Below are 24,389 nucleotides of genomic sequence, written 5' to 3' on the forward strand. Positions count from 1 at the left end.
TCCTCCCTGCTACACATTCAGCACTTCCCGTGCCCGCGGATCTAAAACATCCCTCAAACCTTCACCCAGGAGATTGAAGGAGAGAACGGACAAAGTTATAGCCAGCCCCGGGAAAATCATCACGTGTGGATGCGTAAAGATGAACTGTTTGCCCTCGCTTAACATGGCGCCCCATTCCGGCGTAGGAGCCTGTACACCCAGACCCAGGAAGCTTAATGCAGCAATAGACAGGATTGTATGGCTAACGTGAAGAGTAGCCAGAACGAGTAAAGGAGGAAAAGCGTTAGGTACGATGTGCCGCATAATTATGTACATGTTGCTCCCCCCGAGGATCTTAGCGGCATCGATGAACCCCTGCTCTTTGATGGACAGCACAAGACCCCGAGATACCCTCGTGTAGCTAACCCAGCCGAGGACAACCAGAGCAAGAATAAGATTTTGAATGGAAGGACCCAGAACCCCCACTATACAAAGCGCCAGGATGATATTAGGGAAAGCCAGCAAGATATCTACAACACGCATGATCAACTCGTCTACCAAACCCCCAAAATATCCAGCAATGGATCCAACCATCAGACCCAGAAGCAGGTTAATTGATACCACTACCAGCGCGAGAAACAAGGAGTACCTGGTTCCAAAAACGACTCTGCTGAAAATGTCTCTTCCAAAGCCGTCTGTACCCATCAGGTGGTACTCGCCGGGGGGCAGGAGGCGTTCTTCCACCTTTACATCATCAGGGTTATACGGAGCAATAAAGGGAGCAAACACAGCCAGTACCATGAAGCTAAATATTAAGATACTGCCTGTTAGTAGCATCTTTTTTCCCCTGGTTACTTCCAGAATGTACAAGTAATTAACCCCTCCCCTCATATCTTACCCGCGGGTCCAGGTAAACATATAGAATATCCACCAGTAGATTAATCAGTACATATATCGCGGCAATGATTAGAACAAATCCCTGAATAACGGGATAATCGCGGGCGTATATAGAATCAACGAAAAACTTACCTATGCCGGGCCAGGAGAATACGGTTTCGACTATCACTGCTCCAGCTAACAAGTGCCCCAGCTGTATACCGAGGATGGTTATAACCGGGATCAGGGCGTTTTTTAAAGCGTGCTTCCAGACGATGATTACCTCTCTGAGACCTTTTGCCTTTGCGGTTGTGATATAGTCAAGGTTTAGCACCTCTAGCATGTTGGCCCTCACGAATCGCACCAGGGATGCAGTAATCCCTACGGCAAGCGTAACGACTGGTAAAACCAGATGCCTTATGGTACCGTAGCCAAAGCAGGGCAACCACCCCAGGGCCAGCGAAAAGCACAGCATCAACATCAACCCAAGCCAAAACTCGGGAATGGATACCCCTGCTAAAGACACAACCCGGATTATGTGATCGAAAAGTGAATTGGGTTTTGTAGCGGCAAAAACCCCTATTGGGAGTCCAATGATCACCGAAAGGGCCATTGCAGCTCCGGCCAGTTGAAAAGTAGCACCAAACCTGGCCGTGAACTCTTCCAATACGGGTTCCCCCGTCCTGAGAGAAACACCTAATTTACCGTGGGTGAGTAAATACAACCATTGTAAGCATTGGACAAGAAAGGGCCGGTTCAAATCGTGCCGTTTCATAAATAGTTCTATCTCGTCGTAGGTGGGATCCAGCCCGCTCTGCTGTCTGAGAATAGTTTCAGCCGGGTTTCCCGGAGCAGAGAAAAGAAGGGAAAAAGAAAGAAACGACGCGATCAGCATTACAAAAACGGCTGATACCAACCTGTGGATGAGCAGTGTTCTCATAACCATGTTTCCTTTCTTCCGTGCCGGGCCGGTTTTCCCCGGCCCGGCACGGACTTGAAACGTCTATCGTGGTCCGCTTATTTAACTTCCTTATTTAACTTCAATGTACTGAAGCTCCATATCGAACATGGTCGGGGCGGGTTTGAACCCGGATACGTTATCCCGGTAAGCAACCACTTTTACGATATCATAGAGAGGGATGCAAGGAGCCTGCTGGTGCAAGATCTCCCATATTTCATCACAAATTTTTTTACGTTCACCTTCATCAGGGGTACTCCAGGCTTTTTCGATCAACCGGTCCAGTTCCTGAGTATGATAAGCGGCGGGCCAGCTTTTAGATTTGGAATGGTACTTCTGGCCGATGCCAATACCGCCGGGGATCGAGGGTAAACAAAAGCTATGGTGCACAAACATGTCGTATTCTCCTTTTTTAGATCTATCCCAGGCCGCTCCGCTTTCCAGGGTAAGTAGCTTCATCTGCACTCCAATCTTCTTCAACTCCGACTGCACGAAAACAGCTACAGCATCAGCGTTTGCCTCCCCTGCCGGGATTAACAGTTCAAAAACAAATGGTTTTCCATTTTTGTCCAGAATCCCATCTCCGTCCGTGTCCTTCCATCCTGCTTCAGCCAGCAGTTGTTTTGCTTTTTCTGGATCGTAACCGTACTTATGCTTAACGTTAGAAGGGCCGTACTTAAACCACGGGGCGGTTATCGTGTATGCCGGCTCGGTAAGCCCCCCGAAGAGTTCCTTGACCATCTTTTCTCTGTCAATAGCTAAATTTAAAGCTAGCCTTACCCTTTTATCCTTGAATGGCTCTTTCTGGCAATTAAACTCCAACACTTGATACCGGCCGTAGGATGTTGCCTCTACCTTAATTCCCGTCTTTCTGAGGCCTGGGACCTCCACGTAAGGTATGCTGGAATGATGTTCTGTAATCCCAATCATATCAATTTCTCCTGCCTTGAGAGCCACGATCTGGGCATGCGGGTCAGGTATCGTTTTCCAGATAACCTTGTCCACTTTGGGCTTATCACCCCAATAGTCGTCGTTACGAACCAGCACCGCCTGTTTATCTTTTTCGTAATTTGCCAGCTTGAACGGCCCCGTCCCAATGAAATTAGTCAGTTTACCATCCACACTCCCCACAGGTTCTACGGCCTCAGGGCAAATCACAGGACTGGTCCATCCGCTGGCCAGGTCGAGCAAAAATGGGGCGTAGTATTCTTTAAAGTATACTTTCAAAGTATTATCGTCCGGTGTCTCTACCTTTTCAATATAGCGTCCGAAAGGCGCTTGGTTTGCTATCCACTGAAAAGCAAATTTTGCTGTAGAAGCATCGAGTACTGTCCCATTGTGGAACTTAACCCCTTTTCGTAAATGGAAAGTGTATATTTTCCCATCCTTAGATACATCCCAAGACTCTGCCAGTTGCGGAACAGGATTTCCTTCGCGGTCGACACCGACAAAACGCTCAAAAATCAAATTTTTGCCCTCTATAGCTTCTTTAAAATCCTTTACCGCTCCCAGCCTTAACACCTTCTCCCCTTTGGTAGCCGGAGCCTGATCGCCAGTTTTTGCGCAACCTGCAGCTGCGGAAATTAAAAACAGGCTGATTAAAGCGATGCTTACGGCTCTTAAATAACCCTTCATTCTCAGTTGCATTTTCGTTCCCCCTTGTCGATTTCACTTTCAAAGCTAAGGGTGCACTCTACCCCGAAAATAAATTTTCATCCTTCTGCTGGTGCCGCTAAAAACAGGATGGGCGCCTTATGACAAACGACGTCCCGGGCCTTATGTTAAAATAATTGCGGCACCTGTTCACCTGCGCATGTTGCAGAAAGTCAGTGTGACGTGTATACGCGGCAAAATGGCACGCCAACAGGTGACCCTTCATCACCTCCTTACCTACACAACCTCGCCCTAAATCATTTTTAGGCTTTGAGTCACCCGAAAACCTCACCACCCCCCGCCGTGGCTGTGCTCGCGCCCGTGCGGGTGGGTGTGCGCGTGACTGTGCTGGTGGGTGTGCGGGTGGGTATGGACTGCTGCCTGTCCGTCGCGGCGGTGCAGCCGCGCCCCCAGGATACCCGCGAGTTTTTCCTGGTCCACCGCGACTTCCTGGAAGGGCTTCCGCCGCATCCGGTGGGCCAGGGCCAGGTGCGCCGTCTCCCGCACATCTTCCTCGGTTACCTCACGCCGCCCGGCGAGCGCCGCATTGGTTTTCGCCGCTTTCAGCATCACCAGGTCCGCCCGGTGGCCGTCTACCCCCATTTCGATCGCCGTCCGGGCGATGAGGAGCAGGATCTCGTCGGCGGCCGTCACCCGGGGCAGAAGCACCCGCGCCGCCACGATCTGCTCCCGGAGCCGCTGTTGCTCCGGTTCCCAGGCCGCCGCAAAGCCCGCCGGGTCCTCCTCAAAGGCGAGGCGCCGCTTCACGATCTCGGCCCGCAGCGCCGGATCGGTCACGCCGGTGATGTTGACGCAGAGGCCGAAGCGGTCGAGCAACTGCGGCCGCAGCTCCCCTTCCTCCGGGTTCATCGTCCCCACTAAGATGAAGCGCGCTGGGTGGCTGAAGGAAACGCCCTCGCGCTCCACGGTGTTCACCCCCATCGCCGCCGCGTCGAGCAAAACGTCCACCACGTGGTCGTCGAGCAAGTTCACCTCGTCCACGTAGAGGATGCCCCGGTTGGCTGCGGCAAGCACCCCCGGCTCAAACCGCTTCTCCCCTTTTTTGAGCGCGTGCTCAATGTCGAGCGTCCCCACCACCCGGTCTTCCGTGGCCGAAACCGGCAGGTCCACCACCCGCATCTTCCGCGTGGCGACAGGCAACGCTTCGCCCGCCTCCCGCCGCTGGCGGCAATCCGCACACATCACCGTTATGTCGTCCGGGTCGCAGCCGAAGGGGCAGTCGGCCACCACCCTGATTTCCGGTAAAAGCTCGGCCAAGCCCCGCACCGCCGTCGATTTAGCGGTGCCCTTCTCGCCCCGAATCAGCACCCCGCCAATGCGCGGGTTGACCGCGTTTAAGACCAGTGCCTTCTTCATCTCTTCCTGACCGACCAAAGCGGTGAAAGGAAAAATCTCTTTGCGCATAAGTTGCCTCCCCACGAATTTTCGTTAGCACCATAGTAACCCATCATTAGTCAACGCAACCGGTACCGCCGATTTCCCCAAGACCCAAGCTTCCAAGCCCTAACTTCCAACCTCCAACCTCTAACCTCCAACCTCCGTTATCGCCCGCACCGCCGCCACCAACACGTCCGCCTTCAAATCCTCAACCCGGAAATAGGTCGCGCCTAAAGCCGCCGCTAACCGCCGCGCCAGCCCGAAACTCAAGACACCTTCTTTCTCCACGTCCACCACCAGGCTCTTAATCCGCTGCTCCTCGCGGATGAGCGCCGCCACCCGCCAGGCCTCTTCCAGGGGTTTACCGTTCGCCAAACCCACGTTCCCCCGGCCGTCAGAAACGATGATCAGGAGCGGCGAAAGGTTGGGGTTTTTGAAAAGATGGGCGCGCGCCACCTCGTACGCCTGCAGCAGCCCCGCGGCGAGCGGCGTTCGCCCGCCCGTAGGCAGTTCTTCCAAGCACCGGTGCGCCAGCTCCACGCTGTTCGTCGGCGGGAGCAAAACCGCCGCCTGCTCCCCTTTAAAGGCGATTAGCCCCACGCGGTCCCGCTTCTGGTAGGCGTCAAGCAAGAGCGATAAGACCGCCCCTTTGGCCGCTACCATCCGCCGCTCGGCCCCCATCGAGCCACTCGCGTCCACTACGAAGAGGAGGAAGTTCCCAACGCGCTTCTCCCGCACCTTCTCCCGGATGTCGTCAGGCGCCACGGCGATGGCCAGGCCGTTCTTTTCCCGCCGCTGCTGGTAGGGCGCGGCCGCCCGCAGCGTCGCGTCGAAAGCGAGATCGTTCCGCCCCTGCCGCGCCGTCGCTCGCACGTAGCGCCCGGCGCGGGTTGGGGTGAGGGTGCGCGAGCGGCGTCCCGAACCCTTGCGTAAGATACGGTCGCGCCCGTGGTCGAGCCGCCGCACCGGAAAAGGCTCACCGACGGCGAAAACCGTCTCCGCCGCTGCGGCCGGCGGCGGTGAAGCCGGTGCCTCTTTTTCCTCCCGTTCCTCACCCGCCTCTTCCCGCTCTTCTCCTTTCTCTGGCGGCGGAGGAGCTTCGTCCTTTTCTTGCTCCTCCTGGGCCTCCGGCTTCTCCGGTTCTCCCGGCTGCTCCGGTTCCGGTGGTTCCTCCTGCTGCTCTTCCTCCGGCTGTTGCGCCGGCGGGGGCGGCGGGGCCTCGCGCCGCCGGTGGTAAAGCACCAGCTCCGCCACCCGCTCTACGTCCGCCGGTGTCGCCGCGTCCCGCCCCTCCCAAGCGGCGAGCGCCCACGCCGCCTGCACCAGCACGATCTCCGCCCGCTGCCCGGCGCAAAAAGCCTCGGCCGCTAACTCCGTCGCCCGCTCCACCGCCGCCTCACTGACCACCACTGCCGCCAGGCGCACGCGCGCCGCCGCCAGCCGCTGCCGCAGCTCTTCCTCCTGCGGCGCAAAAGCCTGGGTGAAACCCAGCGGGTCAGCGTCGTATGCCTCGCGCCGCCGCGTAATCGCCGCCCGCGCCGCCGGATCCCGCACCGCCGCCACCGGCACGCACAGTCCGAAGCGGTCGAGTAACTGCGGCCGCAGCTCCCCTTCCTCCGGGTTCATCGTCCCCACCAAGATGAAGCGCGCGGGGTGGGCAAAGGAAATCCCTTCCCGCTCCACCACGTTCACCCCAGAGGCCGCCGCGTCGAGAAGCAGGTCCACGAGGTGGTCGTCTAACAGGTTTACCTCGTCCACGTAAATAATCCCGCGGTTCGCCCGCGCCAGAATCCCCGGCTCGAAGCGCCGCTGCCCGTAGCGCAGCGCCTGCTCGAAATCGAGGCTTCCCACCAGCCGGTCCTCGGTAGCAGATACCGGCAGGTCCACCACCGGCACCGGCCGCGTCACCGGCAAAAGCGGCTCACCGGCCGCCAGCCGTTCCCGGCAAAAAGGGCAGAGAGCCACCTCATCCTCCGGGTCGCAGTTACAGGGGCAACCGGCCACTACCCTAAGCGGCGGCAAGAGCGCCGCAAAAGCCCGCACCGCTGTTGATTTGGCCGTCCCTTTTTCCCCGCGCACCAGCACCCCGCCAACCAGCGGGTTGATGGCGTTCAAAATGAGGGCCAGCTTTAGCTCCTCCTGGCCGATGATAGCCGTGAAGGGATAAACGTAGCGCCTGTATTCGGCCATTTTTACCTCCCCAAAACGATTCCTGAATTTCTACTGCCAACTTCAAGCTAACTTCAAACGCTACTCCTCGTCCCGCCTTAGCCGCCACAGCCCGAGCAGGGCGAAAAGCAGCGTCCAGCCGGTGAGCAGGGCCACGGCCGACCAGGGCACCGGATTTCCAATGAGTCCCGCCCGCACCACCTGCGTTGCCGGCGTGAGCGGCAGCAACCAGACCAGGTGCTGCAGGACTCCGGGGAGCCGCTCGAGAGGGATAAGCGTGCCGCAGAGAAAGGTCATCGGCACCACAATGAACTCACTGATCAGCGTCTGGTCGTCGAAAGAGCGTAGGGAAAGCCCCAGGAAAACCCCGAAAGCGCCCGCGGCAAAGGCGCAAGCCACGAGCCACGGCAGCCCGGCAAAAGAAACACGAAAGTTAGGAACGAAGAGAAGCGCGAGCGCCAGCACGATGCTGCCGGACAGCAGGCCCCGGAGCGCCCCCGCAAGCGTGTAGCCAAGCCAGAGCACGGCTTCCGCCATTGGCGCCAGCCGGTAGGCCTCAAAACTCTTGAAGTGCAGCCGGTTGTAAAAGAGGCGCACGGTTACCGAAGTAATCCCATTGTTAAAGATCGACAACGCCACCACGCCGGGCACCAGGAACTCGAGGTAACTAAGCCCCCCGGGCATAAGCAGCTTGAAGCGCTGGCCCGCCCCGTACCCGAAACTCAAGAGAAAGATGAGTGGCGAAAGCATATAAACCGTAAAGTAGAGCCAGAAGCGGCGCCGCCAGATGAGGAGTTCCTCCCAGACGACCGGATACCAGCCAAAGACAACTTGGCGCATCAGTCCTGCCGCCTCCACTCCAAGAGCAGGTAAGCGAGAAGGTAGAGTGCCCCGAGCCAACCCAGGCTCTGCAGGAACCAGCTCCAGTGGTTCGCTCCCTGTAGTGCCAGCGAGCGCAGGTTGTAGGTTCCCGCCGTGAGGGGCAAAAACCAGCTCACCTTCGTGAAGACCCCCGGCAACCTTTCTACCGGAAAGAAAGTGCCGCAAAAGAAGGTCAAGGGGAAAACCAGGGCGTTGGTGAACATCAGCACATCCTTGTCCCCGCGGGCAACCATCGCCACCGCCACGGCCAGGGCCGCAAAGGTAAAGGCAATCACGGCAAGCTGCACTACGAAGAAAAGCGACAGTTTAAAACCACCAACTATCACCCAGGCTGCCAGGTAAACCAGCAGGGCCATGAGCACTCCCTTCCCGCCGCCGGCTATTAAATGACCCGCCAGCAGGGAACGGGTCCCAAGCGGCGCCAGGAGGTACTCGTCCAGCACCCGGTAAAAGGTCCGCCGCAGCGTGAACCAGTTAACCAGGTCACTGTAGCTCGCGGTAACGGCCGCCATCACCACCAGGCCTGGAACGAGGAAGTGGAGGTAGTGCACGCCGGCTGTATTTTCCTTAAAGTTCCAGGCGAAGAGCAACAGGAAAAGCACCGGGCGGTTCAGTCCCCCAACAAGAAAGCGCCACCAGCGCCGCCGCCAGACCAGCCCCATTGCCAGCACCAGCGGCAGCCAAGCGGGATAGATTTTCTCGACCCAGAGCCTTTTCCCAGCAGCAGCTTCCAGCATTTCCTTCGTTCCTCCGCCTTCCGCCTTCACCCTTTTTACCGCCAAGGCGCCAAGATCAACAAATTAGCAGGGTGTCTTTAATACCTCTTTCTCCCGCCCTAAAACATCCTTCGCAATTACCTCATAATCTGCTTCTACCGGATTCTTTCCTTCATGTCATGTATCCTTGGCGTCTTGGCGGTTCATCTTTGCCTTTCACAATCGCTTAAACCCTACCCGCCCCGAATTTCCCTACCCGTGAGTTCCACGAAAACGTCCTCCAGATTCGTCCGCCGCACCGTCACGTCCCCGACCAGGGTACCGGCGTAAGCCTTGGCCTCCTGCCGCGTGGCAAAGAAGACCCGGCGCATCCCCTCCCGGCCGAAAAATTCCACACAGAAAGCACCTAACTGCGCCTTCAGTTCCCGCGGCGCCCCCAGGGCAATAAGTTTCCCCCGGTCGATGATCCCGACGCGGTGGCAGAGCGCCTCCGCTTCCTCGATGTAGTGGGTAGTGAGAAGTACCGTAACGCCATCACGGTTCAGGAGCTGGATTAGATCCCAGATCTTGCGGCGTGTCTGGGGATCAAGCCCGATCGTCGGCTCATCAAGGAAAAGAATGGCAGGCTGGTGCAAAAGCGCCCGCGCAATAAGCAGCCGCCGCGCCATGCCCCCGGAGTAATTCTGGACGCGGTCGTCGGCCCGGTGGGCAAGCCCCACGTAGTCGAGAAGCTGTTGGATCCGCTTCTCCCGCAATTCCTTCGGCAACCGGTGCAAAAGCGCGTGCAGAACCAGGTTCTCCCGGCCCGTCAGCTCCCGCTCGAGGTTGTTGACCTGGGGCACTACACCGATTAAACGCTTCACCGTTACCGGATCTTCCGCCACGTTTACTCCGGCAACGAAAAGCTCCCCCGCCGTAGGCCGGGCCAAGGTGGTAAGCATCCGGATCAGCGTTGTTTTCCCCGCGCCGTTCGGGCCCAAAAGCCCGAAAATCTCCCCGCGCCTGACAGAAAAAGTAACCCCTTCGACGGCGGTTACCAGCCCGTAGCGCTTCACCACGCCGCGCACCGCCAGTCCCGCTTCTTCCGGAAGCAACTCCTCCTGCGGGGGAAAGGCGGTTACCCGCTCCGGATAAGCCGCATCGCCCTCACCGACAGGCCGCGAGTTAGCCCGTTCCCCTTTGACGAGCAAGAATTTACGCCCGCGCAAGCGCTGCCTCCTTCCGCGCCTCTTTTTCCGCCGCAGTTGCCGGCGCTACCGGGGTCACCTGAATCCCCCACGGCGCCTCAGTAACCACCGCCTCCACCCCGTAAACCGCCCGGAGGTTCGCCGGCGTGAGCACCGCCGCCGGTTTCCCCGCGGCAAAGATCCGCCCCTCGTGGAGCAGCAGCAAACGGTCCGCAAAGCGGCCCGCCAGGTTCAGGTCGTGCAGCACCGCCACCACCGTGCGCCCCTCCTTTGTGGCCAGGCGCCGGATCAGCGCCATCACCTCCAGCTGGTAGCGGATGTCGAGCGTCGCCGTAGGCTCATCAAGGAGCAAAACTTCCGGTTCCTGGGCCAGCGCCCGCGCTAAGAAAACCTTCTGCTGCTGCCCACTGGAAAGCTCCCCCAGCAGCCGCTCCGCCAAGGGCGTCAGCCCCAAATAGCCGAGGGCCGCACTCACCACTTCCAGGTCGCGCCGGCTCACACCCCAGGTGAGATAAGGCCGCCGCCCCTGCAAGACCGTCTCGACTACCGTCGTGGGGAAACCCGCCTGCCCGCCCGGCGGCGGAACATAGCCCAAACAACGCCCGATCTCGTGGCCGCGGAGCGCCGCCAGGTTTTTCCCGTCAAAAAAGATAGTCCCTTGCCGGGGCCGGAGCACCCGCGCCAGGCACCGGAGCAGCGTCGACTTCCCGGAGCCGTTGGGACCGATGATCCCGAGCACCTCACCCCCCGATGCCTTGAAGGTGATATTCTCTAAAGCCGGCACGCTGCCGTAGGTGAAGGAAACATCCTTTACTTGCAGCCGCATCTTTCATCCTCCCTACAGCGGGCAGTCCTTTTGGGTATTTCTGGCCCAGCACCGAACCGGTCAAGTGCTGGGCCAAGATACCCCGGACCAAAGCTTCGAACCGTAAACGCCTTACCGGATGGTTACCTGTTGCTTCGCACCGTCCCACTCGGCTTTGAACCCCAAGGCCTGGGCCACAAAGCGGTAGGGGAGCATCGTCCGGCCATTGACGATCTCCGGCGCCGCATCAATGGAAACGGGCACGCCGTTAAGGAGATAGTACTTGGCACCGAGTTTGAACTGAACCACCCGCTTACCGGCAAAAATCGTCACGGTTCTGTTGGTGCCGTCCCAGATGATCTGGTCGTCACCGATACCGGCCGCGTAAGATAGGTAGCGTACTGGCGCATAGGTTCGGCCATTTTTGATGTAAGGCGCCACCTCCATCTCCTTCTCCTCGCTGCCGACCCGGTACTTGGTGCTACCGATGGTGAAGACCGCCTCCGCGCGAATAGCCACCGGCGCTGGCGTCAGGCACGCCGCCAGGACACACGATAGCTTATTAAGCGACGAAGAAAAGAGGGTTTCCGTCTCGCTCAGGGCGCTGCCGCTGACCTCACAGGTGACCGGCCCCACCGGCACCGTCCGGTCCAAGGTGAGCAGGATGTTGTCCACCACCACCGTGCTGCCCGTCTGCTCGTAAGCCGCTTCCGTGGTGGTTTCCTCCTGGGCGGTTTCCTCTGTCGTAGCCTGCTCACCACCGGCCACCGGTTTCTCTACCGGAGTGGCGCTCGAGAGCTTTACCGGGATGGTAAGCGTGCGGTCGTCATCTTCCAATTTAATCCCGGTGGTATCGAGCTCCAGGTCGCCCGCCGTCACCGCCACCGTGGGCTTCGCGCTGAAGCGTACCCCGGAAGGCAGCGTGAGTTTCAAAACCGCCCTGTTCCCGGCTGCATCGCGCGCTCGCAAAGCCCCCACGACATTCTCCTGAATGGTAATCGCCCCCACCGGCTGCGCCGCCAGGCCAATCCGTACCGTGCCACCCGCCGGGGTCAAGGTCACCGGCGCCTGCACGTTCGCTACCGTTACGCTCTGACTCAGGCCAGGTCCCTTCACCGTCACCGTCAGTTCCTCGGGAACGTAAACCGCCAGGTCCACGGTGGCGTTCTTGAAGCAGAAGACCGTCCGGCTGGTGCCGGCCTGGGAGACGGAGTAAACCAGCGTCCGCCCCTCGTCGCGCGTGCTGTGGTAAGCAAGCTGGCCGTTACCCGCCTCGCGCACCACCGTGGGCAGCCGGTTCCACTTCGCCCCTTCAGGCAAAGTGAGGCTCAGGAGCCGCCCTTGCGCCAGGTCCCCTTTCATCCCCTCGGTAACCGTAAAGTTCCCGATCTGCTGGTTGAGCCGCCCGGCCACCACATCGAGCGTGCTCTTCGCCGCCGCGCTAAGTCCGGAGACGAGATACTTCGCCGCCGTCACCTCCGCCACCTTCTCCCCGCCGGCACCCGGGTTAGTACCGCCGTAAGTTACTTTCACGTCGCGCGCGGTAGCGAAGGGCTCGTTCGCCTTGACCGAAGCCTTGATCACCAACTGCCCGGGGCTCCCGCTGCTCGCTACGTTGATCTTTAGGTAGAGGGCGCTGCAGCCGTCCTTCTCGGTGTAAACGGCGGACTCCACACTGCCGCCCGTAAAGCCCCCCTGCGGGATGAGGGTCACGGCGTCCCAAGTGAAGCCGGGACTCAAGACAAGCTTAACCGTGTTCCCTTGCGGAAAATCGGCGGCATTCGCTTTCAGCGCCCCGGCGAAATCCTCCTTCAGGGTGATGTCGGCAATCTGCCCGCCAGCGTCACTGATCTCGGTGGCCGCAGCCGCAGTGATACTGCTCCCGCCGGCAGTAAGCAGCTTGCCTACCGTCACCGTGCCGGAAGAGAAGCCGGCGGTCGTAGGCGCGTCGAGCGTCACTTTGATATCGGAGGATTCCAGCTCCTCTGGTGTTACGGGTTTGATATAAACCTGATCCCATATAACAACCGCGGTTAAAGACGAGGTCGTTAACGGGTCCCACGCCTTTTTCACAATAAGGTTAAAACTACCTTTGCTGAGCACGGCAATATTAAGTTCCCCGGCTTTGAGCGGCGCCTCCTGACCAAAGGCATAAACTTCGCCCGGCACAGAAGAAACGGCAAAGCCGTTGTCGTAAACCTCCACGGTTACGCTACTGACAGCAATAAGCCCAGTAGTTTTGATCCGAAACTTCTGCAACTCAATATAAGAAGGCAAGCTGATCGTCACCCAGTCGCCGTCTTTAATGCTTCCCGCCGCACTCTCATACATCCGCAGGGTGCCGAGCTGCGTCGTAGTCTCCGGGGCTACGTTCGGACACCAAAGCGCTGAATTAGACGTGGCCGCAAAAGCAGCACTGCCAAAAGCAAAAACCGAGTAAATCCCAACTGCGAAGATTACTAGGAGCAAATGTAAACACGACTTTTTCATCTAAATGAAAACCCTCCCCCGTCAATTAAGGTTCAAAGTTAGTTCGAAGTTCGCAGTTTGCAGTTCAGTTTGCAGTTTAAAGTTCGAATTTCAAAGTTATTTTTACGGGTAAACATAGGCCCCCTTAAGCTCCAGCCCGTGAAACTTTTTAAGCATCTCTTTGTGAATCGCCGCCGGGTTCACATCCTTGAAGAGCTGCGGGTAGAGCCACTTCGCCATGTAGGCCATCCCCACAATCGCCCGCGGCCCGGTGAAGATCTCGCTCGAAAGCATATAAACCTTCCCCTGGCGCACCGCCGCGATCCTGCTCCAGCCGGGGCGGCGCATCATTTCGGCGCGTTTTTTGGCCATCGCGTCCGGCTTTTCGCCGTAACCGGAGGTAATCGAGCTGCCACAAGCCTTGATGATTACATCCGGGTTCTGCGCCAATAACCACTCGGGGCTGATCTTCGGGTAGGGCACCCGCAGCCCAGCGCCGATGTTTCGCGCCCCGACGCCGTCTAGAAGCTCGGCGCCGCCAGAGCCCGGGCCGCTTAGCGTGTAGTCGGTGTACTGCTCCAGGTAAACGCGCGGCCGCCTATTCACCGGAATCTTCTTCACCCGGTCCGCGAATAGCTTGCGGTACTTTTCGAAGTAGGCGATATAGGCCGCCGCCTCCTTCTGGCGGTTGAGGATCACCCCCAGCGTCCGGATATCTTCCGCCATCGTCTTGATCTTGTAGCAGTCAAGCAGCACCACCGGTACGCCGGCCCGCTCGAGCTGCGCGATGATTTCGGGCTTCAAAAACTTCCCGTAGCCGAAGACCACGTCGGGCTTGAGCGCCAGGATCTTCTCCACGCTCGGGGTGAAGGATTTGCCCACATCCTGCGCCTTTTTGAGCCGTGAAGTGAAAAACTTATCCTGCAGCGTGTAGCTTGAAGCCCCGACGATTTTACCCGCGTCACCCAAGGCGCAGATGAGCTCCGCCACGTCGCCGTTTACCTCCACAATTCGCTGCGGCGGGCAGGGGACGCGCACTGTACGGCCCATGGAGTCTTTAATGGTAATCTTTTTAGCTGCTTCCGCCGGCGTCCGGGAACCCATAAGCGTTCCCAGGACCACCACCAGAAGCGTCACGAGCAAAGCCACCGGCCACCGTAAACGCAACCGCCTCACCTCCTAAAACTCGCGCGCTTTCAAAATCTCCCTCTCTAACCCCCTGCCCGGTCATTCCCACCTCCTTAACATAGACGCCAAACTCCTTTGTGTTCCTTGCTTCCTTCCAACCTCCAACCTCTAACCTCTAACCTCCATTCTCACCCCCACCACTGCCGCCGCTTTTTAATCAGTAGGTAGATGAAGAAAGGTGAACCCATCAGGCTGGTCACAATCCCCACCGGCAGCTCTGTCGGCGCAATAACCGTCCGCGCCAGGGTATCGGCCAGCAACAGCAGCACCGCCCCGACGAGGCAGGAGCAAGGAATCAGGAAGCGGTTGTCGCTGCCCACCAGCATCCGGCAGATATGCGGCCCGATGAGGCAGATAAAGCCGATGATGCCGGTAAAGGCAACGGTGGCCGAGGCGACGAGGGTGGCCAGCGTCAGGGTGACGACCCGCAGCCGGCCTACTTTGATCCCGAGGCTCGCGGCCACCTCCTCCCCCGCACCGAGCACGTTGAGGTCCCAGGCGTAAAAACAGAGCCCGGCCAGTGAGAGAAAGACCACCGGCGTCAGGAGCGCCACCGTCTGCCAGTCGGCGCCCCAGAAGCCGCCCATCAGCCAGACGACGAGCTCCTTCAGGGCGTCGTTGTTAGAAACATATTTTAGGAGGGAGACCCCGGCCTGAAAAAGATAGCCGATCGCCACCCCGCCTAAGACCAGCGTCTCCGGCGCCATCCCCTTGAAGCGCGCGAGCCCGAAAGCCAAAAGCGTGGTCAAGCCCCCAAAGAAGAAAGCGTTGGTAACGATAAGCCAGCGCGAGACGTCGAGGTAGTTCCCGCCTACCAGGCCCGTCCCGAGGACAATCGCCAGCGCCGCACCGAAGGCCGCGCCGCTCGAGAGCCCCATCGTGTAGGGCGAAACCAAGGGGTTTCTGAGTACCCCTTGCATCACCGCCCCGGCCCCGGCTAGGCTCATCCCGGTGATGGTGGCCAAGACGATGCGGGGCAGCCGGATCTCCCAGACCACCGTCCGGGCGAGTTCCCCAACCGGCGCGGTTTTAACCCCGAGGTGGCCCAGGATCACCCGCCAGACATCCCCCACGCTCACCCCGGCCGCCCCCACCGCCGTGCTCACCAGCGCGATGAGCAGGGTGAGGCCGAGCAGGAGCGCTGCGAGCAGGAGTTTGCGCCCGGTGTGGCGCACGTAGGCGCTTCTTACCGCGTCAAACTCTGCGGCCAGTCCCCGCGCTACCTCTGCGGGTAAACCCATACGCCTCTAAGCTCCTCCCCGTAGAACTTCTTGAGCATCTCCCGGTGGACCGCCTCCGGGTTCACGTCCCGGAAAAGCTCCGGGTGCAGCCACTTGGCGACGTAGTATTCGCCCGCCGCGCCGCGGGGGGCGCAGGAAATCTTGGCGCTGATGAGATAAACCCGCCCGTGCCGCACCGCGTTGGTGTTCCGCAGCGCCGGCCGCTGCATGATCTGCTGCCGGATCTCTGCGAGTTTCTTGACGTCTCCTTCCCAGCCGCATTCCGGCGCCGAAACGTACTTGATGATGACGTCCGGGTTCTTTGCCGCCACCCATTCGGGGCTCACCTTCGGGTAGGCGATCCCCCGGTCGGCGGCGATGTTAATCCCGCCCGCCCAGTCGATAAGCGGTTGCGCGCCGGAGCCGGGGCCGTGGGTGCTCCAGTCCCCCAGCCCGGATTCCCAATAGACCTTCGGCTTCTGGCGGGAAGCAAGCTTCTTCGTTCGTTCCTGCACCGTCCGCCAGTGTTTCTCGATGTAGCCCGCGTAAGCGTTGGCGCGGCTCCGGCAGTTAAAAACGAGACCTAACGTCCGGATCTCCGTCGGGATAAGCGTCGTCTTGTAGCCGTAGATCTTCAGGCAGGGGATGCCCGCCCGCTCTAATTGCGTCCGCAGCCGCGGGTCAAGAAAACCCTCGATCACCAGATCAGGCTTGAGCGCCAAGATTTTTTCAATATCCGGCGTATTTGACCGGCCGACCGAAGGCAACCGGTTAACGTAGGCCGGCCACCGCTCCTTATTCCGGGTCCAGTCGTCCACCGCCACCACCGTCTTCTCCACCCCCAGCGCCTTCAGCATCTCGGCCGGGTAGCCGCCCAGCACCACCACCCGCTTCGGTGAGCAAGGCACCCGTACCGCGTGCTTCTCGATCTTCCCGGCCGGGGTGACGAAATACTCGGTGACGGTGATCCGCTTCTGCGGTGCCGCCCAGCACTCAGCAAGCTGGGTGCTGGACAGAAGCGCCCCAGCTAACAGCGCCGCCAACAGGAAAACTATCCCTACAAATCGCCCCAAAAGCCGCAAAAGAACCCCTCCTCACGCTAATCCTTGGTTTTCTCCGGCACCGCCGCAACGGAGTGCCGCTTCGGCGGGACAGAAGGTGCAGGTCGCCACGTGCCGCCGGCTGCCCGCATCCGTATGCTCGGCCAAAACTATCCAGTTAACGCCCCAGGGAGAAAAGATCATGCTCTCGGTCTTTTTGCCGTCAAGCTGCCAGTAGCACCAATTCCGCCCGTCGAGGAAAAGCTGCCCTACCCCATCCGTGAAGCGGGAAAACTTTTCCCCTCGCCACAAACCGGGGAAAATGGTCGCCGGGGCCTTTGAAAGCCGCTCCCCGTTGAACCGCAGCTCCAAGCAGACCGGCCAGTCGAGGTAGCTACCCTCGTGCCAGACCGGACTAACCGTTAGTCCCGCGTCCGCCGGTGCCGGCAGGACGTTGCGCTCCTTTTCCACGCAAAAGTAAGCCCGCGCGGAAAAATTAACGTCCCCCGTTATCGCCGCCGCCACCGTGTACACCCCCGGCTCACCGGGGAGAAACTCCACCGCGGCCACCTCGCTGCCGCCCCCCGGAGTCACCTGTAGCTCCCGAAGCACTCCCGAGGGGTTGACCGCCCAGAGCTTAAAGCGCCGCTCCCCCGCCTCCGCCGGCAAATCCGCGAACCCCCGGGCAAAAATACCGACCTTAACTACCTCACCAACACGGTACCAGCCTTTCGGCAGCTCCAGCCAGAGCATCCCTGCCACCTCCTACTCCCCTAACTTCGCCCTGATCTCCCGCATCTTCGCGCCCCAGTCGGCCACCTCTTCGGCGGTCAGGATGTCGATGGCGCCGCCCTGGAAGTCGCCCTTTACGTCACCCATCTTTTCCTCCAGCCACCCCTCGATCTCGAGGTAGGTCTCCTTGAGCCCTTCCAGCACCTCCGGGTCAGCATTCCAGAGGCCCCGCTCCGCCGCCTCCAGGAGGCGCCGCGCAATCTCCTCTAACGCCCAGGGGTTATGTTCCTCGAAGAACTTGCGGTTTTCTTCGTTAAGCACAAAGGTCCGCGTGATCGCGTCGAAGATCCAGTCGTCCACCTCCTGCGTCGCCGCCTCCCAGCCGTAAACGCGCCCGATCCGCTTGGAGATGTCCCCGGCGCCCTTGTAGCCGTGGCGCTTCTGCCCCTCGATCCACTTGGGGTTCAAAAGCTTCGTCCGCACCACCCGCCGGATCTCGTCGGCCAGCGTCCGGACCTCGACGTGTTCCGGCTCCCGGGTGTCGCCGTAGTAGGTGCGGACCTCCTTGCCCGAGGCTACCCGGGCCGCCGCGGTCATCCCGCCGTGGGTGCCGAAATAGCAGCAGCAGCCGAAGAGGTCGTACTCGTCGGAAACCACCTTGTTGTAGGTCACATCCACCGTCTTCAGGTTCGCCTGGAGCTGCTTAAAGGCTTCCTGCCCGAAGACCCCCTTCCCGTAGGCGTAGCCGTTCCAGTAGACGAAGACGTCGGCTAAGTCCTTCTCGTCCTTCCAGGCCGAGGCGTAAACCGCCAAGTTCACCCCGGCCATGTAGGTCCCGGGCTTCGAAGCGAAGATGCGTAAAGTCGCCTCCCGCCAGGCCGCCGCATCCGCCGCCCCGTCAAGTTGGGCGAGGGTGTGCTTGCGGACAAAATTCATTTCCAGCGGCTCGTCGAGCGCGGCCACCATTTGTACCGCCTCGTCCAAAAGCTCGATGCAGTTCGGGAAATTGTCGCGCGTGATGCCGCTTACCCGCACCGTTACGTCAACCCGCGGCCGCCCGAGCTCCGCCAGCGGGATTACCTCGATCCCCGCTACACGCCCGTTCGGTAGCCACTTCGGCCGGCAGCCCAGCAGATAGAGCATCTGGGCCAGGCCCTCGCCGTCCGCCCACATGATGTCGTTGCACATCCAGTAGATGGCGATATTCTCCGGGTAGCGCCCCTCTTCGGTGAGATGTTTGAGGAGCACCTTTTCCGCCAGCCGCTTCCCCACCTCCCAGGCCGCCTTGGTTGGCACCCGGTGGGGGTCCAGGGAGTAAAAGTTCCGGCCGGTAGGTAAAACGTCGTCCCGCCCGCGGGTGATTAAGCCCGATGGGCCGGCGGGAATATAGCGGCCCGCAAAGCCCGCAAGCAGCGCCTCCATTTCGCGGGAAGCCTCCACCCGCGCGTTGAGGTCCAGTACCCGCGGCAGAAGCGAGTTCAGCGCGTCAAGGTGCTCCGGCGCCGATAGATTTTCGCCCAGCACCGCTGCCGCCTCTTCGTGCGTCACGGCCCGCCCTTTAAGCAGCAAGCCGACAAAGGCCTTCCCTGCCCGGTCAATCTCCTCCAAAAGCGCGCCGTAGGATTTGCCGTGGCGGAGCGAAACTTTTTCCGGCGCGGACAGAAGCTCGCCAAGCTCGAGCCCCATCAGCCGTGCCACCGCTTTCCGCAAGGAAACCGGCTCCCCCGCGTCAAAGCGCAGGATGGCGTTCAAAAAATCGAGCCGGCGCTCCCCCTGCGGCAGCTCCCCGAAGATGTGCTGCCCGTCCTGGATCTGGGTGTTCCGGATGACGGAAAGGACCGCGTGCGCCTTCTCTTTTATCTGGACGAAATTCTCGTGACCGCCTTCTACCGGAATCTGCTTGTCGAGGTTCGCCTTCTTGATTGCTTCGATGATCAGGTGCTCTAAGGTGTGCGCCCGCGCCGGGTCGGCCAAGCGCGCTTTTTCGTATTCCTCGAGGTACTGGTCGAGTTCGGCCAACTCGTCGTAGAGCCCGCCTTGCGTCAAGACCGTCTGCATGTGGTCCACCAAGGTCGCGTAGCTCCGCCGCTTAGCGATCGTCCCCTCCGGCGGGTTGTCAGCGTTGTAGATGTAAAGGTGTGGCACCGTCCCGATGCCTAAGTCCGGGTAGCAGTCCCCGGAGAGACCCACGCCCTTGCCGGGCAAAAACTCTAAGTTCCCGTGCGTGCCCACGTGGACAATTACGTCCGCGCCAAACTCCCGCTCCAGCCACCGGTAAGTAGCTAAGTACTGGTGCGGCGGCGGGATATCGGGGTCGTGCAGGATCTTACAGACCCGCCCGTCGCAGCGCGCCCCGGCGCAGCCCCGCTTCGGCTGCACGCAGACCACCGCGTTGCCGTAGCGCACGCCGGTGATGATGATCTTCCCGTCGTGAACCATCGCCGCCGGCACGCCGTTTTTTGCCTCGCCCGGAGGGTTCCCCCAAGCCTCGGTCAAACGCGCCTTCACGCGGTCGGAAAGGGTATCGAACCACGCCCGGTATTCTTCAACCGGCATCAGCTTTAAAGCCCCGCCTTTAGCCACGATCTCCTCCGCCGTCGTCCAGCGGAACTCCGAAATCGCCTTCCGCGCCATAATCGTGTCGATCAGCTCTTTGCCGCCCGCCGGCGCTTCAACCTGATAACCCTCTTCCCGCAGCCGTTGTAAGATCCGCGCCACGCTCTCCAGGCTATCAAGGTGCGCCGCGCCACCAACGGTGGCCTCCACCGAAGCGCAGGGGTTGTTGTGCAGGATAAAGGCGACGCGTCGCTCGGCCACCGGCTTCTGGCGCAGCCGCACCCAGGCCGCCACCCGGGCGGCGATGCGCGCGACCCGCTCCGGCACTGGCGTCCGGATCTCCAAGTCCCCCTCCCGCCGCGCCGCACCTAAGAAAACGGGCTCGATCACCCCCTCGAACTCGGGGAGCGCCACCGTCCAGGCGATATCCTGGGAAAGCCCCTGCGGGTCTGCCGCCCACTCGTCAACCGACTTGTAAAACGAAACGACTGGTTGGAATACCGGCACCCCAAGCCGCTTCAGCAGCGCCACCCCTGAGGCCGCAACATCCTCCCGGATAAAGTCGTCCGTCCGCGCCCGGGCTGCTAAGAAAAAGGCCAAAAGCTTCACCAGCGCCGCGATCCGGGGCTTTCCTGCCGGGTCGAAGAAGAACTCCCGCACCACCTCGCCGGAACCTTTAGTCCCCAGACCCTCGTCCTTCAGCGAGTAGCAGAAGGCCGGAATAACGCCGAGGCCCCGCGCCTCTATCGCCCGGATGAGCGCGTCCTCCACCGCCAGCGTCCCGTTCACCCACTGGTTCCGGGCGAAGAGTAACCCTACGTACGGGCCCGGCTTGCCATACCACGCCAGATAATCCTCAACCCCAGTAAAGATGCTGGGCGCGTCCGGATGGTAGATACCTTCCCACGGGAAAACCTGTGGCTCTTCGACGGCCAGCGGTTCCCCGAGGACCGTAGCCGCGATGAACCGTAGCATCCGGGCGAAGTTCTCGACCCCACCCTGCACGATGTACTCGTAGCAGCGGGCCACCACCGCCGTCGGCACCGTGGAGAGACCCCAGAGCGCCGGGTCGTGCGCCACGCAAACTATCGGCTGCCGGAAATCCTTCACCGCCGCCTCGAGCTCCGCCCAGATCGTCTCCCCTGCCGAACGGTAGAAGAAAACGAGGTCCGCCGCCGCGAGGTCCGCCAGCGCCGCCGCGAAGTCCTCCTTCCCCTCGTCGAGGTACCGCGCCGAGTAAACCTTTACCTGGAGCTCCCCCGCGACTCCCGCCGCCGCGCGCCTGAGCGTCGTCGCGTGACTGTGCCAAACCACCGCCGCAATTTTTTTCATCCCCAACCCCCTCCTTAAAAACGTTCGGCGTTCGACGTTCCACGTTCGAAGTTCGACGTGCAAGAGGCAACGAAAAACATGGAGCGGATAGCACGTAGCGCGTAGCCCCGAAACAGAGCCCGGCACCGGGAAGCCGTGCCGCCGCCCGAAAACCGGAAAATAAAAAAGACCACGCGAGATAACCTTTTCAGGTGACCTCCGTGGTCCCCAAAGTTGAACTAACGGTACTTCTGGATCGGCTTTCCCGGGCGCCTCTCCATGAGACGCCGCATCTATCCTGCCGGGTTGGCCAACGCCTTCGCAAGATTACCAGCACCCGGCTCTTAAAGGGATTTTAAGCCATGCCAACCAACCTGTCAACGACGCCAGTCGCAAGCGGCCAACTTTGGCGCCCAAACCGCTTTCTTCCCGCACTCGCCCGTGGTAACTCCCCACTCCGGCGTTTATTTCCCCATTCGGGACCGATAAACCCCCGTTTAAAAGGAACATACTCGCCAGCCAGAAGATCTTTCCTTGAAATTTTAAGCCCTGAGGGATAAAAACTGTACCACCCCAAGCCCTTAATATGGATCGTAGCGCCTTTTGCGCGCCAGCCCAGGTTGGGTGCGATGACGGGAAATCTTCTTGTCTTAATCCGCGGCAACTTCTTAAAGAAAATGCAGGCTGCTGTGTTTGCAACATTACCAAGCTAATCGATCAACCGGTTAGTATAACGACTTTTTTTGACATTAAGGGCAGGAATTAGAGTTTGTTCGGCAAATAGAACATAATTAGCAACAGGCCACCAACACGATTGCCGACCCCAGGGCCCCTAGGAAGAAAAAAGACGCGCCCGGAAGCCCCCCGTTCGCTGATAGGCTGCGGGTGATCTCGCATCTACCTCCTCCCCCTTACCTGGGCGATCTGGATCACCCGCGCTTACCGGCCGAGGGTTAGAAATGGGCGCTCTGCTCGCCGCGGCCAACACCAGGATGAACGCGGACAAGGGAGCAAAAGGGGGTTGCGAAGGAACCGGCATTTAGCCTTCGAGCGGAATGGCAAGCGGGTCTTTGCTGGTAAGCGCTGGCAGTAGGAGGGATGCGGTTTATTTTATGGAGAAGGAAAAGTTAATACAATACTATAAAGAACTAAAACATTTACAAAAACTCCAAGAAACCATGAGCCGGGCTTTAGGGGTGGCAGCTCTGGTCACCTACCCGGACGGGTGCCCGCTTACCGAAATCACCAACCTGTGCTCTTTCTGCGCCCTACTTAACGCTAACCAGGAGGGAAGAGATAGGTGCGTAGCTTCGCGGGTGGCCACGGCCAGAGCTGCCGCGCGCGCGGAAAAGGCGGTTCTCCACACCTGCCATGCCGGGTTGGTACACCTGGCGGTGCCCCTGCGGGTAGCAGGGGAAACGGTAGCGGTGCTGATGAGTGGCAACGTAGCGCTTGAGCCACTGGCAGAAGAGGCGGTGGCGCAACTGGCCCAGGAAACCTGTATTGAGCGGGAAGAGCTTTTGGCGGCGAGCAAAACGGTACCCGTCTGGCCTGAAGAGCGGCTTTCGACCGTCACGGAGATGATGCGGGCAGTAACGGAGACCGTGGCCCAGCTCCTGTATACCAAGCAGGAACTACAGAAAAAGGTAAACGAACTTACGGCTCTCTTTGAATTCAGCAAAATCGTTTCCGGCAGTCTGCAGGTGGCCGAAGCTGCCCGGCGGGGGCTTCAGGCGGCGTTGGAATTGACTGGCGCCACCAGCGGGTCGGTGATAATGCTGGGCAAAGCAGAACCAAGGGCGGCGACTGTCGAAGTAGCGGCTACCATCGAACCGTCGAGCGAACTGAAGATCATTCCTGCGGGGGAAACAATAGCCACCGTTGAGCGAGAAGCTGCCGCCGCGCATTTTAACAGCCGTCCTCAAGAAAGCACGCCCGAAGAAAAGCGGCCGGCAGTGGCGGTACCTCTTACAGTTGGGGGCAAGGTGACGGGGGTACTTACCTTAGCGGGCAAGCCGGGAGGCCAGCACTTCAGCAAAGAAGAAGACATCTTCTTAACCACCCTGGGCACCGCTCTCGGGCTGGCGATGGAAAACGCCCGCCTTTTCCGAAAGGTCCAGGAAAGAGCAGCGATGCTCGAACGGCTAATCGAAGTGGGGCAGGTGCTATCGAGCCACCTGGATGTGGACCTGGTGCTTGAAGCGGCCATGCAAAGTGTGCGGGACGTGCTGGGAGCACAGTGGTGCCTCCTGCGGCTGCTTGACGAGAACACCGGCGAACTGGTGCTAAGAGCCAGCTTGGGTATAAGCGCTAAGTTGCAAGAAGGGATCGCCCGCATCCAGCCGGAGGGCACCCTGCTGGGCAAAGTGCTCCAGACGGGAGAACCTGTCGTAGCAGGAGATTTGGCTGCGAAGGAACTCGGAATGCGCCCGCCCCTTTACGCAGCCGAGATGCGAGCCGTGGCCTCGGTTCCCGTACGGGCCGGCGGGAAAATTTTGGGCACTTTGACAGTTTATCATTCTGTCCCGTATCGCTGGGGAGAAGAAGAAATCGGCTACCTGGTGACTATTGCCAGTCAGACAGGCTTGGCGATGGAAAATGCCCGCCTTTACTCCTCGTTGCGGGAGCACTACTCGAGTACCGTGCAGGCGCTAGCAGCAGCCCTGGAGGCCAAGGACATGTACACGAGAGGGCATTCTGTCCGGGTAGCTAAATGGGCGCGGGCATGTGCACGGGAACTGGAGCTGTCTCCTGAAGAACAGGAGCAGATTTACCTATCCGGCCTTTTACACGACTTAGGCAAAATTGGCGTACGCGAAGATATTCTTCTTAAACCGGGCCCCCTAACCCCGGAAGAAAGAAAAGAGATGCAGAAACATCCCGAAGTAGGAGCGAGAATCCTGGAGCCGGCCCGGTTTCCTGCAGCGGTTATTGCGGCCGTGCGGCACCATCACGAAGATTATGGAGGCGGCGGTTATCCGGCCGGCCTTTCCGGAGAGGAGATCCCGCTTTTGGCGCGTATTATTCGGGTAGCCGACGCCTACGACGCCATGACCTCCGCCAGGCCTTACAGGCAGGCCTTCACCCCGGAAAGGGCGCGGGAGGAGTTGAAACGGTGCGCAGGCCAGCAATTCGATCCCCGGGTGGTGGATGCATTTTTGCGGATTCCGCAAGACGAAATAAAAGATATTGCTAAATCGGAAGGGTACCCTGATAGCCTTCTTGCGCAAAATGCTTTTTTCGCTTAGTG

The 24,389-nt window shown here is 59.9% G+C and carries 16 protein-coding genes; 1 reads left to right on the plus strand and 15 read right to left on the minus strand.

Annotated elements, in window-relative coordinates; all coding sequences use genetic code 11:
* Positions 1 to 9 precede the first annotated feature (9 nt).
* The 15 genes from nikC to cobN all read right to left on the minus strand — a co-directional run bounded on the left by nikC (position 10) and on the right by cobN (position 21,160).
* On the minus strand, positions 10 to 849 hold the full coding sequence (nikC, locus tag EDD75_RS05425) for a nickel transporter permease (RefSeq protein ID WP_211328101.1): 840 nt from the start codon (positions 847 to 849) through the stop codon (positions 10 to 12).
* A 4-nt stretch (positions 850 to 853) separates the two neighbouring features.
* Positions 854 to 1,795 (minus strand): nickel ABC transporter permease, encoded by a 942-nt coding sequence (gene nikB / locus EDD75_RS05430; protein ID WP_123929226.1) that lies wholly within the window; start codon positions 1,793 to 1,795, stop codon positions 854 to 856.
* Between the two features lie 90 nt (positions 1,796 to 1,885).
* Positions 1,886 to 3,460: an ABC transporter substrate-binding protein gene (locus EDD75_RS05435; RefSeq protein ID WP_123929230.1), complete on the minus strand. Its 1,575-nt coding sequence runs from the start codon at positions 3,458 to 3,460 to the stop codon at positions 1,886 to 1,888.
* A 294-nt stretch (positions 3,461 to 3,754) separates the two neighbouring features.
* On the minus strand, positions 3,755 to 4,891 hold the full coding sequence (locus EDD75_RS05440) for a magnesium chelatase ATPase subunit I (RefSeq protein ID WP_123929233.1): 1,137 nt from the start codon (positions 4,889 to 4,891) through the stop codon (positions 3,755 to 3,757).
* 120 nt (positions 4,892 to 5,011) lie between these two features.
* Positions 5,012 to 7,054, minus strand: coding sequence for a putative cobaltochelatase (locus EDD75_RS05445; protein ID WP_123929236.1), 2,043 nt, complete (start codon positions 7,052 to 7,054; stop codon positions 5,012 to 5,014).
* A gap of 60 nt (positions 7,055 to 7,114) precedes the next feature.
* On the minus strand, positions 7,115 to 7,873 hold the full coding sequence (locus EDD75_RS05450) for an ABC transporter permease (RefSeq protein ID WP_123929240.1): 759 nt from the start codon (positions 7,871 to 7,873) through the stop codon (positions 7,115 to 7,117).
* A complete protein-coding gene (locus EDD75_RS05455; RefSeq protein WP_211328102.1) occupies positions 7,873 to 8,682 on the minus strand; it encodes an ABC transporter permease in 810 nt (269 codons plus the stop codon). The genes EDD75_RS05450 and EDD75_RS05455 overlap by 1 nt, the downstream gene beginning before the upstream one ends.
* A 182-nt stretch (positions 8,683 to 8,864) precedes the next feature.
* Positions 8,865 to 9,839: an ABC transporter ATP-binding protein gene (locus EDD75_RS05460; protein WP_245963082.1), complete on the minus strand. Its 975-nt coding sequence runs from the start codon at positions 9,837 to 9,839 to the stop codon at positions 8,865 to 8,867.
* On the minus strand, positions 9,826 to 10,644 hold the full coding sequence (locus EDD75_RS05465; RefSeq protein WP_123929246.1) for an ABC transporter ATP-binding protein: 819 nt from the start codon (positions 10,642 to 10,644) through the stop codon (positions 9,826 to 9,828). The genes EDD75_RS05460 and EDD75_RS05465 overlap by 14 nt, the downstream gene beginning before the upstream one ends.
* A 111-nt stretch (positions 10,645 to 10,755) precedes the next feature.
* The gene (locus EDD75_RS05470; protein WP_123929249.1) at positions 10,756 to 13,113 is read right to left on the minus strand and encodes a copper amine oxidase N-terminal domain-containing protein; all 2,358 of its coding nucleotides are present in this window, start codon (positions 13,111 to 13,113) and stop codon (positions 10,756 to 10,758) included.
* A gap of 102 nt (positions 13,114 to 13,215) precedes the next feature.
* Positions 13,216 to 14,259 carry an ABC transporter substrate-binding protein gene (locus tag EDD75_RS05475; protein WP_245963083.1) on the minus strand — a complete coding sequence of 348 codons (1,044 nt, stop codon included), beginning with the start codon at positions 14,257 to 14,259 and terminating at the stop codon, positions 13,216 to 13,218.
* A gap of 149 nt (positions 14,260 to 14,408) precedes the next feature.
* Entirely contained in the window at positions 14,409 to 15,521 is a 1,113-nt protein-coding gene (locus tag EDD75_RS05480; protein WP_123929252.1) for a FecCD family ABC transporter permease, read from the minus strand.
* Positions 15,500 to 16,582 (minus strand): ABC transporter substrate-binding protein, encoded by a 1,083-nt coding sequence (locus tag EDD75_RS05485; protein WP_211328103.1) that lies wholly within the window; start codon positions 16,580 to 16,582, stop codon positions 15,500 to 15,502. The genes EDD75_RS05480 and EDD75_RS05485 overlap by 22 nt, the downstream gene beginning before the upstream one ends.
* Positions 16,583 to 16,594: 12 nt before the next feature.
* Positions 16,595 to 17,293 (minus strand): hypothetical protein, encoded by a 699-nt coding sequence (locus EDD75_RS05490; protein ID WP_123929255.1) that lies wholly within the window; start codon positions 17,291 to 17,293, stop codon positions 16,595 to 16,597.
* A 12-nt stretch (positions 17,294 to 17,305) separates the two neighbouring features.
* Entirely contained in the window at positions 17,306 to 21,160 is a 3,855-nt protein-coding gene (gene cobN, locus EDD75_RS05495) for a cobaltochelatase subunit CobN (protein ID WP_123929258.1), read from the minus strand.
* Between the two features lie 1,091 nt (positions 21,161 to 22,251).
* Between cobN and EDD75_RS05500 the strand changes: the two genes are divergently transcribed.
* Positions 22,252 to 24,387 carry an HD domain-containing phosphohydrolase gene (locus EDD75_RS05500; protein WP_123929261.1) on the plus strand — a complete coding sequence of 712 codons (2,136 nt, stop codon included), beginning with the start codon at positions 22,252 to 22,254 and terminating at the stop codon, positions 24,385 to 24,387.
* Positions 24,388 to 24,389: the final 2 nt, after the last annotated feature.

Origin of the sequence: Thermodesulfitimonas autotrophica (assembly GCF_003815015.1) — a bacterium.
GTDB classification, from domain to species: domain Bacteria; phylum Bacillota; class Desulfotomaculia; order Desulfotomaculales; family Ammonificaceae; genus Thermodesulfitimonas; species Thermodesulfitimonas autotrophica.